Below are 15,404 nucleotides of genomic sequence, written 5' to 3'. Positions count from 1 at the left end.
GAAGAATTTATGCAGAAGCGTGACTATATTATTACGGTGCTAGGTATTACAACCCCAGAGAGAGTATCTTCTTATCAACTGACCCATTAAGCGGTTACAATCCGGTGATGGAGACCGAACACTACATAGACGGTCAACATAACGGAGGAGTCTATAACTCGTTTAACTTAAATACTTATGGATATTGTTATCAAAACCCTATAACAATGGTAGATCCAAATGGGAAGCAAGCGCATTTTATGCATGGAACTGGTGATTGGGATGCGAAAACCTATTTTAACGGAAGTTTTGAAAATAAATTTAAAGCAAGGTTTGGTACGTTTGATTCATGGGGATGGTCAGGAAGTTTGTACAGTAGAGATAATGCATTTTGGAACGGAAAAGAAGGAAGGATTAGTGCGGGGCATAGAATAGCAAAAAATGTTATAAAATCCATCAAGAGTAATATTTCAGGAGGGAAATATAGAGGGAAAGGTATTGCCATTGGAGGTCATAGTCATGGAGCTAACGTAGCCAGAGTTGTAGCAAAAGATGTATATAAAGACCTATCTTTAATGGTAAGCAAAGGAGAATTAGATGAGATACCTGCTATAAACTTAGTGATGGTTAACGTTCCAACCATAGTTAATGAGCCGGCATATAGTTTTACCCCCATGGAACAGCTTCATATTAATTCCATTCAAGTAGATTCGAGAGCCGATCTTGTAGGTGGAGCAGGTCAGGGAATTACAGGTTCAGGTGCTTTGACAAATGAATTTTATCAAGATGCAAATTCACGTATAGAATATAAAGATCAGTTAAAAATAGATATGTTTGGTTGTGGAATGTCTAATCATTGTGGACATGCAGACGCAAATGTAAACGTTTGGTATCCTAAGGTAGAGAAAGACTTGAAATAACAAAGAATTATATTATGAAAGTAAAGAAATCAGTAATTATATTTTTGTTAGTTTTTATATTCTGTACATCATTTATTATATGGTTTTGGCCGGTTAGAAATGATCATTATACAGAAATAGCTTATCAGGAATTACCCTCAGATGTAAGAAATAAGTTCAAGGAAGTATATAATTATAAAGAGCCTCCTAAAATATCATCTAAAGGAGATACTTTATGGTATTCTCCGCCTTTTGTAGAATGCTATAATATGAATAAAGATTGTCCTTGTAAAATAGAGTCTAAAGGAGGAATTATAAGAGATGCATTTTTTGTATTTACCTCTTGTGCTAAAACAAAAAAGATGTCTTGGGGAATATTACAAAGAGTATTTATTATAAAAAATGATTCTATTTACTATCCATGGAGTACTAATTCTGGCACTAGAACGGGAGAGGCTAGAGCCTTTCATGTAAAAATTGATACACTAAAATTTAGAGTAGAAAAAATGTAAATATATCTTCTATTTAAATTACTAAAACAAAAAAAAACCGCTCATCGAGCGGGTTTTTTCTTTTAAGATTAATTCCTATCATTATTTGCAGTTAAAAAATAGAATAAATAACAAAACCTATTTTTTATTTCAATTGAAATAAAAAGTATATCTTTGTAATTAGATAAAGCTGATTGACATATGGGGGTTTTTATAATTAAACAGTAGAGAGTAAAAGGAAAATCTCGGGCGAGGAAGAATTTATGCAGAAGCGTGACTATACTATTACGGTGCTAGGTATTACAATTCTAGAGAGAGTGTATGGTTAAGTGCCGATCCATTAAGCGGTTACAACCCGGTGATGGAGACCGAACACTACATAGACGGTCAACATAACGGTGGAGTCTATAACTCGTTTAACTTAAATACGTATGGATACTCTTATCAAAACCCAGTTCTTTATGTAGATCCTAATGGGAAACAGGCGTATTTTCAAGGAATGTTCAATCAATCGGCTATTCAAGCAGCCGCATGGAATCAACAACATCCACAAAAAACGATCACATCGGACGTGTTAAAAGATGCTGCAAGAGGAGTTCAAAAAGATATATCTAATATAGCATCTAAATTACCAACAGCAGCTCTCCGTATTGGAGCAAAAATAGCACAAGATGTAGGAGATGGGGCGTCTTTTGTAGGTTATGGATTTACTATGACAGGAGTTGGGGCAGAAGTAGGAATTCCTTTATCAAATACAGGAAATACGATATCTTCAGTTGATAGTTATATGGAGATGGGAGCAGATTTATTGGAGGGAAAATTTAATGATGCAGGAACAATAGCTATTAAGACGGTAGCAATAGAAGTAGGTCAAGGTATTATCAATAAACAGATAGATAAGATACCGGGAGCGGGTAAGTTAACCAAAGAGATACTAAGGCAGAATGTAGATGTAAAAGTAAAAGGAACGGAGCGGCTGTATAATTATATTCAGGATAAAAAAACAGGGAAAAGTAAGGAAACTAATAAAGTTAGTGCAGAAAAAAATTAGAAAAAAATGGAAAATTTTTACGAGGTTTATAAAGCATATATCTATGGTATAGGTTTTATGATGGTAGGGTTTGGAGTTTTAAAATATATGAAGATAGAAAAAAATAAAGAAACAGAAGAAGAGAAAAAGAATAAAGATTCAATTAATAAAACAACAGATATAAAATTATATATTGGTGGCTATGGAGGAATAATATTAGGTATAATCTGTATTTTAAAAGAGCTTCTTAGCTAATGGAGATATTAGGAAATGGAGGAATAATATTAGGTGTTATGTGTTTGATAATAGGAGTATTAGATTTGACAGCAGTACGTAGAATAATCTTATCAAACTATAAGAAGTATAAAGAATCAGATCCTAATCATACTATTATAGAAAAAGAAGATGCTTTAAAGAGAATAGGTACTTATATTAATATAAGTGGTATAGTTTTTATCATCATAGGGATATACATATTATATCAACTAATATAATAAACAAATAAAAAAGCCCGAGTAATCGGGCTTTTTTTATTATTCAATAATCTCCTCGTCAATGCAAATCATTTGGATGAGATCAATAGTATTGAAAATGTCCCAGGTTGTGTGTTCTGTAAGTTGGGGTTGCTCTAAGGAAAGGACAAGAGAGGATTTACAGATGTTACAGAGAGATTGAAGGGTAAAGAGATAATTTTGTTTGTCTTTAAAAGTTAAGGACAATGGAGAATTCATTACTAGTTTCGACTTTTTTGTTTAGGGTTGTCATGATAAAAAAGATTAAGGGTTAAAAAATAGGCAGGTCGCTGACAACCCATTCTACGAAGTAGAAAAGTCTCGGGACTTTCACCCGTACGCCTGCCGTTATTATAAGTTGAAAACTTTGTCTTTATTGTATTCATAAAATGGATTGTCAGGAGCAAAGTTAGGTAAAAAAATAAAACCTTCTTTATTTAAAGAAGGTTTTTTTATTTTAGAAGTAAAATCTAATTAAGAATTAGCATACCTTTTTTTATTGTTAATTTCATGAATTAAAGCATCAAGAGTAAAGAATATCCTTTCCTTGTCATTAGGATCTAAATTATCAATTTCTTTGAATCTGTTTAAAATTTCGGGTTCTTTTAAAATGTTGTCTTCTTCCATTTCCCCTAAAAGATAGTCAACAGTAGAATTAAGTAAATTAGCCAGTTTTTAGCAGCATCAATAGAGGGCGTCATTTCATTTCTTATATGTTACGTTAAAAACTCTAAAACTAACTAATTTCCATTTTATCCTTTAAAGCTTGAATTTCATCACGAATTTTAGCAGCTGTTAAGAAATCCAAATTTTTAGCAGCTTTTTCCATTTCTTTTTGTTTTTTAGATATAATTTTTTCTAAATCTTCAGATTTGTAATGAACTTCATCCTCTGCAACTTTTTTGATTTCATGTTTCGGAGTATAAGATTTTACTTCTGTTTCAAGATTATTAATAGAAATATTCGTAATCTTTTTCTTCAAAGGTTGAGGCGAAATGTGATGTTCTATATTGTATTGATTCTGTATCTCTCTTCTACGAGCTGTTTCATCAATAGTTTTTTTCATACTGTCCGTCATCTTATCAGCATACATGATTACTTTACCGTGAATATTACGAGCGGCTCTTCCTGCAGTTTGAGTTAAAGAGCGGTGAGAACGTAAAAAACCTTCTTTGTCCGCATCTAATACAGCTACTAAGGAAACTTCCGGTAAATCCAATCCTTCACGTAATAAATTAACGCCTACCAAAACATCGAATTTTCCAATCCGTAAATCTTGCATAATTTCAACCCTTTCCAAAGTATCAATATCTGAATGAATAAATCGGGTTCTTATTCCGAATTTAGTAAGATATTTTGTTAATTCTTCTGCCATTCTTTTAGTAAGAGTAGTTACTAATACACGTTCATCTTCTTCAATTCTTTTTTGAATTTCAGCCATAAGATCATCAATCTGGTTCAAAGAAGGTCTAACTTCAATTTCAGGATCCAATAAACCGGTTGGACGGATAATCTGTTCAATGTAAATACCTTCACTTTTTTGCAATTCATAATCAGCAGGAGTGGCACTTACATAAATTACTTGATTTTGCATCATTTCAAATTCTTCAAATTTAAGAGGGCGATTATCTAAAGCTGCAGGAAGTCTGAATCCGTGTTCAACTAAAGTTTCTTTTCGACTTCTGTCTCCTCCGTACATAGCATGAACCTGAGGTAAAGTAACATGGCTTTCATCAATAACCATTAGATAATCTTCAGGAAAATAATCAAGTAAACAAAAGGGTCGAGTACCGGGAAGACGTCCGTCAAGGTAACGTGAATAATTTTCAATTCCCGAACAATAACCTAATTCCTTAATCATCTCGAGATCGAATTCCGTTCTTTCTTTTAAACGATGAGCTTCCAAATTTTTACCCATTTCATTATAATAATCGACTTGTTTTCCTAAATCAATTTGAATATTACGAATCGCATTATTTAATGTCTCCGGAGAGGTAACAAATAAATTAGCAGGATAAATATTAATACTTTCAATTGAATCTATTACGTTATTGGAAACATAATCCACATTCTCAATACGTTCAATTTCATTGCCAAAAAAATGAATACGAATTCCTGTATCCGAATAGGCTGGAAAAACATCAATGACATCACCTTTTACCCTAAAATTACCTCTTCCAAAATTTATTTCGGAACGTGAATATAATGCATTCACCAAGGATTGTAATAATTTGGTTTTAGAAATGGATTGTCCTATCTTTAAAGAAACCATACTACTTTTAAATTCTACTGGATTTCCAATACCGTATAAACAAGATACTGATGAAACAACCAACACGTCCCTTCTTCCCGAAAGTAATGAAGAAGTAGCACTTAAACGTAACTTTTCAAGATTTTCATTAATAGACAAATCTTTTTCAATATATGTATTAGTAGTAGGCATGAATGCTTCCGGTTGATAATAATCATAATAAGAAACAAAATATTCAATTGCATTATGAGGAAAGAATTCCTTAAACTCCATATACAGTTGGGCGGCCAATGTCTTATTATGTGCTAAAATAATGGTAGGTCGTTGAATTTTTTCAACTACATTGGCAATGGTAAAAGTTTTTCCGGAGCCGGTTACTCCTAAAAGTGTTTGATATTTTTCATTTTTTAAAATTCCTTCAGAAAGAGATTCTATTGCTTGAGGCTGATCACCTGTAGGCTTAAATTGAGAAACTACTTGAAATTTCATATTATATAATAAAAATGTAATTTAAAAAAATGTAAATAGACAATAAGTTTTTTATATTTAAAACTTACTTAAATACAATATGTGCAGAATTTATTTTACTTAAAATTTATATTTTTTAAGATTCTTTTATATATTACTTATGGAGTTTACAAAGCTATATACATTGAGAATAAAAAATTCTAAATGAAATAACGAAAACTAAAATATTAAAAAAAAGGTAAAATTTTACTAAAAATGGTAATAAAATTGTTTTATTTCCTTTTTACAAGCTCGTCTCGCAGCTTTGCAGCAGTTTCATAATCTTCATTATCAATTGCTTTAGATATCAAATCATTAATTTCATAATCTGTTAGATGAGAAAAAGCATCTTCAATATCATTATTACTTATCTGATTTTCAATAGAATGTAAAGTATTTTCAAAGGATGAATCATTATTTAAATTATCTTCCTTCATTTCCATATAGACTCCTGCTTCTTCCATTATTTTTTTAGTTGCATATATAGGTGCTTCAAAACGCACAGCTAAAGCAATGGCATCGGAAGTACGAGAATCAATTTCAATCTCTTCTTTTGTTTCAATATTTTGAAACAAAATGTTAGAGTAGAAAACACCTTCTTCTAATTTATAAATAAAAACAGCTTTTACAACAATATGAAAACTCTTTGCAAAGGTCGTAAATAAGTCGTGAGTAATAGGTCTAGGCGTAGTAATATCTTTCTCTAAAGCCAAAGCTATGGATTGAGCTTCAAAGCTTCCAATTATTACAGAAATTTTTCTTTTACCAAAATCTTCTTCTAAAATTAATGCATATGCTGTATGTTGAGTTTGGCTATATGAAATTCCTCTAACATGTAATCGTATTAAATCCATAAAACTTATATATTACTCAATAAAATATAGTATATATTAAAATAGCAGTGCAATTTACGAATTATTTTTAAAATTATTTTTAAATTTTTTATAATTATAATTAATTAAGCTCTTTTTATTTATAATAATTATAAAATTATTAAAAAATTCTTTTAAATTCTAATTTTATTGAAAATATCTACAACTCTAAGATGAATACAACTTCCAAAAAATTTTTTTGCCAACTTTGAAAATGTAGGTGTTAAGTCGGAAACATAAAATTCATAAGATGGGTCTTGAATTTGAGAATTCAATTTTTTGTTTTCAAGGTCCTGTTTTATATAGCTTGCAACAATTAATGGAGAATCAATAACCTGAATTTTATTTAAATAAAAATTTCTAACTTCATTAATGATTAAAGGATAGTGTGTACATCCTAATATTAACGAATCAATATTTTGTAACTTTTTATTTGTTAAATAAGTTTTTAAAACAATGGATGAAATTTCATGATTATTAAATCCTTCTTCGATAACAGGAACCAGTAAAGGAGCAGCTAATTCATAAACATTAATATGTTTATTTAACTTTTGGATACTTTTTTTATAAATATGTGAAGTGATGGTTGACTTAGTAGCTAAAACTCCCACATTTTGATTAAATGTAAAAGCTACTTTTTCTGCCACCGGAGAAATGACATCGTATACGGGAACATTTTTTTCGTTAGCTAATGCTTTAACTTCTTTTAAGGCATTGGCAGTTGCAGTATTGCAAGCAATAACTATGGCTTTACAATTATTTTCAAGTAAAAAATTAGTAATTTTCTCAGAATACTCAATTATAACTTCTTTTGACTTATCTCCATAAGGCAAATGCTTGGAATCTCCATAATAAATAAGGCTTTCATGAGGCAATAATCGTTTTATTTCCTTTGCAATAGTAAGTCCTCCCATTCCGGAGTCAAAAATACCGATAGATCGATCTTCTTTTTTCATTGATGCAAAAATAAGTGTTTATTAATAATTAATCAACGAAAAAAAATTGAGCGATAATACCATCTGTAAAAAATAGAGAATGGGGATGAATAGTTACAATATTTTTATTTACAAGCACTTTATTATCAGCTTCAAGAAATTTTAATTCTTTATAAAAATGTTTCATCAAATCAGATGAAAATTCTCTTTCCAGTTCTAATATATTAATTCCCCATATTGTGCGTAGTCCGAGCATGATTTTTTCATTAAAACGGTCTTTTTCATTGATAAATTCTTCATAAGAATTGAGACTATCATTCTCCAATGATTTTATATATTGTATATTATTTGAAATATTCCAACTCCTTTTATTGGTGCCGTTAAATGAATGAGCAGAAGGTCCAATGCCAAGGTAAGGTTTATTTTTCCAATAGGAACTATTATGTAGCGAAAAGAAGTTTTCTTTGCCAAAATTAGAAAATTCATATTGGATATAATTATGCTCTGTTAATTTTTTTCTAAGTATTTCAAATTGATATGATTGCCTTTCTTCATCGATAGGAGATATTATTTTTTTTCTAATTTGAGCTTCAAAGGCGGTTTTAGGTTCAACTGTTAATGCATAAGAAGATATATGCGGAATATCTAAAGAAATAGCCTTTTCAAGTGAATACATCCATCTTTCATTTGTTGTAGTTTGACCACCGTAAATTAAATCTATGGTGATATTATCAAACCCTAGGCTTTTAGCTAATTTTATGCAAGTAATACCATCTTTGGCACTATGGGTTCTGTTCATAAAGTCAATATCCTCATCTATAAAGGATTGTATCCCTATGCTTAGTCGGTTTATTGGAGTTTGTTCTTTAAGAAAAGTAAGGTATTCTTCATTTAAATCATCCGGGTTTGCTTCAAATGTTATTTCAGTAGTTTGAGAAATATCATAATGTTGACGTATGATAGTAAATAGATGACTAAGTTCTTTAAAAGTAAGTGTTGAAGGTGTTCCACCTCCAAAATATATAGATTCTAAAGGAGTACGAAGCTCATTTTTTCTTAATGTCAGCTCTTTACCAATTGCAGTAATCAATTGCGGCTTATATTTAAATTGTGTTGAAAAATGAAAATTACAATAATTACATTTTTTTACACAAAAAGGAATATGAATATAAAGTCCTGACATAGTTTAATCTTTACAAAAGTACTATAATTCAATTAAGTATTATACTATACAATCATTATTAAATTATTTATTATGATTTTATAAAAGGAATGTAGAATGAGAGAATTTAAGAAAAATTTATAAACTATATTAACCGATCTTAATTATAGACCTTCAGATAGTGGGTTAGTTGTATAAAAAAGAATTAATCTGACAGGCATAGTGTTATGAAATACAATGGTATTTGAAATTTATTAACCGGATAATATCAAACGATTTTATAAAAAAGCTCAAATTTAATTTTAAATTTGAGCTTTAGATATATTTTTAGTTTTATTGTAAAAAATCATCCAAAGCTTTTGCCATAGATGGACTTTCTTTAGTTGGAGCAAAGAAATTAACCATTAAACCGGCTTCTTCCGCAGCTTGTTTGGTTGAATGGCCAAAAATGCCGATACTTATAGAACCTTGTTTAAAATCTTTATAATTATCAAACAAAGATTTTATGCCCGAAGGACTAAAAAATACTAGAGCATCATAGGCATTAATATCTTTAATCTGAGAGGCAACATCGCTACTAACAGTTCGGAAGAGAATAGCCCTGGTATAATCCACTCCTGCTTTATCCAATGCATCCGGAATATCTTGGTTTAGTATATCGGAAGTGGGTAAAAGATATTTTTCATTTTGATTCTTCTTTAAAAGAGGTATCATGTCTTCCGCCTCTTTCTCTCCAAAATAAATTTTTCTTTTCCTATAAACAATATATCTTTGAAGATATAAAGCTATGGCTTCAGATTGACAAACGTATTTCATGGAATCGGGCACAGTAAAACGCATTTCTTCAGCCAGTCTAAAAAAATGATCTACAGCATTTCGACTGGTAAATATGATGGCAGTAAAATTTGAAAAATCAATTTTTTGTAATCTAACATCTTTTGCATCAGCGCCTTGAACATGAATGAAAGGACAAAAATCAATTTTTATTTTATGTTTCTTTTCAATTTCAAAATATGGTGAACTATCGCCAGTAGGTTTAGATAGAGAGATTAAAACGGACTTTATTTTCATAATAAATTATAATTTATCTCCTAAGAACACTAATTTTAATACATATAGTGCCGGTAAGATTTCGAAAATGCAAAGGTACAAAAATTCATAATAACCAGGAAGTTTTATTTGATTTTTAATGAAAAACATTAGCCAAATCCATTCTATAATGAGTAAAAATGATATCGTGCCTAATACAATAAAAGGTGTAAAATGAGAGGGTATATTTGTATAATATATTGTAAAGCAAAGTAATATTACTATAAATAATTTAATAAATAAAAAAATGAAGCGATTATTATAATTATTTTGATATTCCTTATTTTTTCCTAATATTAATAGAAATCCGTTACCTAAAGTATAAGAGGATACCTGATAAATAGTTAAGATAATAAATAAAGAAATAAATCTTAATGCTTCCGTATTATAGAAGGGGATTACGATAGTAAAGAAGGGAAGAAGTGTCAACGATAATATGACCGTATAAACAAAACTGCATATCGCAACATACAGAGTAAAATTTTCATTTTCTGTAGGAATTGATCTAAAGCGGAAAATAGGCTCATCTTTAGGAATTAATAAAAACCGCGAAATAATCAGTAATAATAATGATCCTAACAGAATGAAATTAACTAGATTGTCTCCTAGAGGTATTTTTGTTATTTCCAAAATTATGATGATTTACTCAATATACTTAATCTTCATCAATAAAACGTTTAGTAATAGGGGAATATGAGTCTATGCGGCGATCTCTTAAGAAAGGCCAATGTATTCTGTAACTGTCAGATTTTTCAGTTTCAATTTCTACTACCATTACTTCCTCATTTTCATGTGAGGCTTGTTTTAAAATAGTTCCGAAAGGATTCGAAACAAAAGAACCTCCCCAGAATTTCATTGCTCCGTTTTGTTCATATCCTACACGATTTACACTTACTGTGTGTACTCCATTAGCAATAGCATGGCTCCTTTGTATGGTTTGCCAAGCATTGTATTGCTCAATGTTAGTTTCTTCGTCCTGAGTAGATGCCCATCCGATGGCTGTAGGATAAAACAATATTTCAGAGCCCAACAAAGCTGTTATTCGAGAAGCTTCAGGATACCATTGATCCCAGCAGATCAATACTCCTATCTTTGCATATTTGGTTTGAAAAACCTTATATCCTAAATCACCCGGAGTAAAATAAAATTTTTCATAATAGGCCGGATCATCAGGGATATGCATTTTGCGGTATTTGCCTAAATAAGTACCATCGGCATCGAGTATTGCAGTTGTATTATGGTATAATCCTTTTGCTCTTTTTTCAAAAAGTGAAGCGACAATGACTACTTGCAATTCTGCAGCTATTTTAGATAATTTATCCGTGGTTGGCCCAGGAATTGTTTCTGCAATTTTAAAATTGTCGTAATTTTCAACATCACAAAAATATAATGAGGTAAATAATTCTTGTAAACAAACAATCTGAGCACCTTCAGAGGCAGCTTTTCTAATTCCTTCAATTGCTCTCTCTATATTATTATCAATGTTATTGGAACAACTGGATTGTACTAATCCGATTTTTATTTTAGCCATTACTTAAAAAATAATTTCAAGGTTTTCAATTACAAAAATAAGTTATATTTTATAAATTATAGCCTTCAATCGAAAGCAATTTGTGAATTGAATTCTGTCGCAAAGTTCTTTACCTGGTTCCAATCTGTATATTCAATTACTGTTTTAGAGTCAGTAGGACCTTTAGTGATTGTCATAATTAGCTGAATCATTAGCCTATCGAAAAAAGAGTATGCTGGATAGTTTAGCATTCCACCGAAAAGAGCAATATTTTTAGGTTTCCATTTAATTTTATCTAAAAACTTTTTAGCATACGGATTATTATCTACGTTTCTTCTTTCTTTATTTCTAGCTATCAAACTTACGGAGAAAAAAGCGTTAGGTATACCGTTCAGATCCTTATAATGTTTGTTAATATATTTTTTTACTTTGGCTCTATGGAATCCATAGCGAATACTGGCGCCTATGATAATGCCGTCATATTTTTTTAATGAGGGAATAGGATCTTTTATAGATACATGGTCAACGGTAGCCGTTAAAATTTTTGAAATATACTTGGAAATCTTAATTGTATGTCCATCTGTAGAAGAATATATGATTAAAATTCTTTTCTCTTTTGATGACATGGTATTGTGAATTTTTAGTGTATACAAAATTAGTCATAAAAATTCTATTATTTTAATTAAAATGAGTTTATTTTCCGTTAAAAATGTTAAAAATGATAAAAAAAAACTTCAGATAAATATATTTATTAAATTTGTTAAAAAAGTTAAGGAAAATGAGTTATGCAGTTAGAGATAAACAAGAAATGCTTAATACAATATCTCATGGTTTGGGTGTGGTGTTGGGTATTATCGGCCTAATATTTTTATTAATTAAAGACAGAAATTTAACCTATTATAGTACATTAAGCATTTGGATATTTGGAATATCTCTAATAGTCTTATATGCTTCTTCCACCATTTATCATTTTTTCATTAACGAAAATCTTAAAAAAAAGGCAAGAATATTTGATCATATGAGCATTTTCTTATTAATAGCCGGAACGTATACACCTATATGTTTAATTACATTAGAAAAAAGTTCAGGATGGACAATTTTTTCAATTGTTTGGTCCATAGCTGCTTTAGGGATTTTTATGAAAATATTTTTGACAGGAAAAGTTGATAAATTATCTCTGCTTCTATATTTGGTCATGGGATGGTTATTGATTTTCGATATAAAAAATGTAGTTCATTTAATGAATAATCAAGCTTTATTGTTTTTAATTTTAGGAGGAATTTTATATACCGTTGGAACCATTTTTTATATAAAAGATAAAATGCCTTATGCTCATTTTATTTGGCATTTATTTGTTTTAGGTGGAAGTGTTTCTCATTATGTAGTGGTATATAGTATTATTTAAATTATATAAAATTTTAATGAAAATTGTTGGGTTAACAGGAGGAATGGGAGTAGGGAAGTCTACTGTAGCTGCTATATTCGAAAGCAATGGATTTCCGGTATTTAATTCTGATACAAGAGCAAAAGAGCTCATGGTAGAAAATACTGATCTCAAAAAGAATATAATTTCTTTATTAGGTGAGGAATCTTATGAAGGAGAAAATTTAAATAGAAAATATATAGCCAAAGTGATATTTTCTGATGAAAATCTTTTAAAAAAACAGAATTTATTAGTGCATTCTGCATTACAGAAAGACTTTCAGTTATGGAAAACTAAACAAGATGCAGCATTTTGTGTTAAAGAGGCTGCCATTTTATTCGAAAGTGGATCATATAAAGATTGCGATTATACTGTAGCAGTTATTGCTCCCGATTCAATTCGTATACCGAGAATAATTTCAAGAGACCATCTTTCAATAGAAGAAGTAAAAAAAAGGCTTCAACATCAATGGGCTCAAGAAAAAGTTGTTAAGTTATCCAATTTCCATATAGTAAATGATTTTGATTTTAAAAACTTGCAGAGTCAGGTCATGAAAATAATAAGCATCCTAAAAGACAAATGTTAAAAGTTACTTGATACGTAGAAGTTTTGCCATATAAAATCCATCAAAATTACATACCGAAGGCATTAATTTTTTTTCTTCAATTAACTCATAATTTGAATTTTCTTTCAAAAAATTCTCTACTTGCAAAGAGTTTTCAGAAGGTAAAATAGAACATGTAGCATAAACTAAGATCCCATCTTTCTTAACCAAATTTGAATGATTTTGCAATATTTGTCTTTGTTCTTCTTTTACTCGCCCAATAAATTCTTCATTTAATTTCCATTTTGCATCAGGATTCCTTCTTAAGACACCTAATCCAGAACAAGGAGCATCAATTAAAACTCTATCGGCACTATTTTCAAGTCTTTTTAATGTTTTTGAATCCTCGATAATTTTAGTCTGGATGTTATGAGCTCCATTTCTTCTAGCTCTTTGTTTAAGCGTTTGAAGTTTCCATTCATGTATATCCATAGCGATGATATGTCCTTTATTTTCCATCAAAGCTGCAAGATGTAAGGTTTTACCACCAGCACCCGCGCAAGAATCAATCACTCGCATTCCGGGTTTTACCTCTAAAAATTCTCCTACTCTTTGTGATGAAGCATCTTGAATTTCAAATAATCCGTCTTTAAATGCTTGAGTTTTAAAGATATTTTTCTTATCTTCCATAATAAGAGCATCTTTATACCCTTTAATATAATCTACATAAACATTTTCTTCCCTCAAAACCTCTATCAAATTTTCAGCAGTAATTTTAAGAGAGTTGGTTCTAATAACAGTTTGGGCAGGAACATTTAAAGCATTTATTTCTCGACTCCATTGTTCACCCAATTCATTCTCTAATACAGTTTGCATCCACTCTGGAATAGAATATTTTATTGAAGGTGAAGGAAAAGGTAGTTTAAATCGATCTTTTATTTTTTTAACATATACTTTTTCAAATTCCGGAAAAGGTTCGAGCCCCATTTTATTGTATAGCAAATAAGTGGCTATAATTAAATTAATAGACTCAGGAGAAAGTTTTCGATTGGCAAAAAATTCCAATTGGTTTTTCCATCGAATGATTTCATAAAATGATTCGGAAACAAAGCCACGGTCTTTACTACCCCATTTCTTATTAAATTTTAAAGTTCTTTCCAGAACCTTATCAGCATATTTATTAGGCTCGAAAAAACTTTCATGTAAGGCATTGTGTAATCCTATAATTAAATTTCTGTGTAACTTTATCTTTGAATTCATGGAAATGAAAAATATTTGCAAATATATAGGTTAATTATAATATTCAAATTACTGTGAAAATAATTAAGCCTATTTTTGTGAAAATAAAATAATTACAAAATTTTTAACAATTATAACAATGAAGGTGTATTTCATTCCGGGATTAGGAGCAAAATCCAGATGTTTTAAATTTATTGAACTACCCGAGGGATATGAAAAAATTAATATAGAATGGCATTTACCCGAAAAAAATGATTCTTTAATTAGCTATTCCTCTAAAATGGCGGAATGTATAGATCAATCAGAACCATTTATTTTAGTTGGTTATTCCTTTGGAGGTGTAATAGTTCAGGAAATGAATAAATTTTTAAATCCTGAAAAAACCATTCTTATTGCAAGTATGAAAGATGTAACCCAAATTCCTCGATTGTTTAAGATTTTAAAAAAAATAAAATTTGCGAAGTGGTTTCCTATTAAATTTTTCACCAATAAAAAAATAGTTTCTTATGCCTTTATAAGGTCGCTATATTTCAGTATATTACCATCAAAAAGGCAAAAAAGAAATCAGTTTAAGCTTGACGAACTAATGGTTCAATTGGATTCTGAATATTTTAGATGGTCTATAGATCAAATTATTAATTGGCAACCTGAGCAAGAATTAGTAGGAATTTATCAGATACATGGCACAAAAGATATTATTTTTCCATTTAAGAAAATTCATGAATCTTATTCTAATAAGGTAAACAAATCTCTTGAAATAATAGAAGATGCTTCACATCTTTTAGTATTAGAATCATCCAAAAAAGTGAATAATGCATTAAAAAAAATAATTTTAGATCATTAATTGATAATGATTAATGAAAAAAAATAAAAATGTTAACAATACTTAAAATATTTCTTTTTTTATTAAGTTTGTACAATAAATATTTGCGCATTTAGATTCTAAATTAATAATTACTAG

Annotated in this window: 19 protein-coding genes; 8 read left to right on the top strand and 11 right to left on the bottom strand. The window is 29.8% G+C overall.

Annotated features, from left to right (window positions below; genetic code table 11):
- The first annotated feature begins 107 nt into the window (after positions 1-107).
- From Q0T35_RS05010 to Q0T35_RS04990, 5 genes are all read left to right on the top strand, one after another.
- The gene (locus tag Q0T35_RS05010) at positions 108-899 is read left to right on the top strand and encodes a hypothetical protein (protein ID WP_295841209.1); all 792 of its coding nucleotides are present in this window, start codon (positions 108-110) and stop codon (positions 897-899) included.
- A 14-nt stretch (positions 900-913) separates the two neighbouring features.
- Complete coding sequence (locus Q0T35_RS05005; protein ID WP_295841208.1) at positions 914-1,390, top strand: hypothetical protein; 477 nt, start codon at positions 914-916, stop codon at positions 1,388-1,390.
- Between the two features lie 340 nt (positions 1,391-1,730).
- Positions 1,731-2,420 carry a hypothetical protein gene (locus Q0T35_RS05000; RefSeq protein WP_295841207.1) on the top strand — a complete coding sequence of 230 codons (690 nt, stop codon included), beginning with the start codon at positions 1,731-1,733 and terminating at the stop codon, positions 2,418-2,420.
- A 6-nt stretch (positions 2,421-2,426) separates the two neighbouring features.
- Positions 2,427-2,654 carry a hypothetical protein gene (locus Q0T35_RS04995; protein WP_295841205.1) on the top strand — a complete coding sequence of 76 codons (228 nt, stop codon included), beginning with the start codon at positions 2,427-2,429 and terminating at the stop codon, positions 2,652-2,654.
- On the top strand, positions 2,654-2,893 hold the full coding sequence (locus tag Q0T35_RS04990) for a hypothetical protein (RefSeq protein ID WP_295841203.1): 240 nt from the start codon (positions 2,654-2,656) through the stop codon (positions 2,891-2,893). The genes Q0T35_RS04995 and Q0T35_RS04990 overlap by 1 nt, the downstream gene beginning before the upstream one ends.
- Before the next feature lie 39 nt (positions 2,894-2,932).
- On the opposite strand, the gene Q0T35_RS04985 is transcribed toward Q0T35_RS04990, so the two are convergent.
- The 10 genes from Q0T35_RS04985 to hemG form a co-directional block, all read right to left on the bottom strand.
- On the bottom strand, positions 2,933-3,130 hold the full coding sequence (locus tag Q0T35_RS04985; RefSeq protein WP_295841202.1) for a hypothetical protein: 198 nt from the start codon (positions 3,128-3,130) through the stop codon (positions 2,933-2,935).
- Between the two features lie 255 nt (positions 3,131-3,385).
- Entirely contained in the window at positions 3,386-3,538 is a 153-nt protein-coding gene (locus Q0T35_RS04980; RefSeq protein ID WP_295841200.1) for a hypothetical protein, read from the bottom strand.
- 109 nt (positions 3,539-3,647) lie between these two features.
- Positions 3,648-5,651, bottom strand: coding sequence for an excinuclease ABC subunit UvrB (uvrB, locus tag Q0T35_RS04975; protein ID WP_295841199.1), 2,004 nt, complete (start codon positions 5,649-5,651; stop codon positions 3,648-3,650).
- 251 nt (positions 5,652-5,902) lie between these two features.
- On the bottom strand, positions 5,903-6,523 hold the full coding sequence (locus Q0T35_RS04970) for a bifunctional nuclease family protein (RefSeq protein ID WP_293919191.1): 621 nt from the start codon (positions 6,521-6,523) through the stop codon (positions 5,903-5,905).
- A gap of 152 nt (positions 6,524-6,675) precedes the next feature.
- Entirely contained in the window at positions 6,676-7,497 is an 822-nt protein-coding gene (gene murI, locus Q0T35_RS04965) for a glutamate racemase (protein ID WP_295841198.1), read from the bottom strand.
- 28 nt (positions 7,498-7,525) lie between these two features.
- The gene (gene hemW, locus Q0T35_RS04960; protein ID WP_295841197.1) at positions 7,526-8,659 is read right to left on the bottom strand and encodes a radical SAM family heme chaperone HemW; all 1,134 of its coding nucleotides are present in this window, start codon (positions 8,657-8,659) and stop codon (positions 7,526-7,528) included.
- Positions 8,660-8,971: 312 nt separating this feature from the next.
- Positions 8,972-9,709 carry a uroporphyrinogen-III synthase gene (locus Q0T35_RS04955; RefSeq protein WP_295810638.1) on the bottom strand — a complete coding sequence of 246 codons (738 nt, stop codon included), beginning with the start codon at positions 9,707-9,709 and terminating at the stop codon, positions 8,972-8,974.
- 6 nt (positions 9,710-9,715) lie between these two features.
- Entirely contained in the window at positions 9,716-10,357 is a 642-nt protein-coding gene (locus Q0T35_RS04950) for a DUF4271 domain-containing protein (protein WP_293918867.1), read from the bottom strand.
- 25 nt (positions 10,358-10,382) lie between these two features.
- On the bottom strand, positions 10,383-11,258 hold the full coding sequence (locus Q0T35_RS04945) for a carbon-nitrogen hydrolase (protein WP_293918868.1): 876 nt from the start codon (positions 11,256-11,258) through the stop codon (positions 10,383-10,385).
- A 65-nt stretch (positions 11,259-11,323) separates the two neighbouring features.
- Entirely contained in the window at positions 11,324-11,863 is a 540-nt protein-coding gene (hemG, locus tag Q0T35_RS04940; protein WP_295841196.1) for a menaquinone-dependent protoporphyrinogen IX dehydrogenase, read from the bottom strand.
- A 152-nt stretch (positions 11,864-12,015) separates the two neighbouring features.
- Between hemG and Q0T35_RS04935 the strand changes: the two genes are divergently transcribed.
- Entirely contained in the window at positions 12,016-12,642 is a 627-nt protein-coding gene (locus Q0T35_RS04935) for a hemolysin III family protein (protein WP_293918870.1), read from the top strand.
- Positions 12,643-12,658: 16 nt separating this feature from the next.
- Positions 12,659-13,246, top strand: coding sequence for a dephospho-CoA kinase (gene coaE / locus Q0T35_RS04930; protein WP_295841194.1), 588 nt, complete (start codon positions 12,659-12,661; stop codon positions 13,244-13,246).
- Between the two features lie 3 nt (positions 13,247-13,249).
- Here coaE and Q0T35_RS04925 read toward each other — a convergent pair whose 3' ends face one another.
- Positions 13,250-14,464, bottom strand: coding sequence for a methyltransferase domain-containing protein (locus tag Q0T35_RS04925; protein WP_295810654.1), 1,215 nt, complete (start codon positions 14,462-14,464; stop codon positions 13,250-13,252).
- Between the two features lie 118 nt (positions 14,465-14,582).
- Here Q0T35_RS04925 and Q0T35_RS04920 point away from each other — a divergent pair, with 118 nt between their 5' ends.
- Positions 14,583-15,287 carry an alpha/beta hydrolase gene (locus tag Q0T35_RS04920; protein WP_295841193.1) on the top strand — a complete coding sequence of 235 codons (705 nt, stop codon included), beginning with the start codon at positions 14,583-14,585 and terminating at the stop codon, positions 15,285-15,287.
- Positions 15,288-15,404: the final 117 nt, after the last annotated feature.

Origin of the sequence: uncultured Apibacter sp. (assembly GCF_946479295.1) — a bacterium.
Taxonomy (GTDB): Bacteria; Bacteroidota; Bacteroidia; order Flavobacteriales; family Weeksellaceae; genus Apibacter.
Note: the sequence above shows the minus strand (reverse complement) of the source record. Positions and strands in the feature narration are given on the sequence as shown.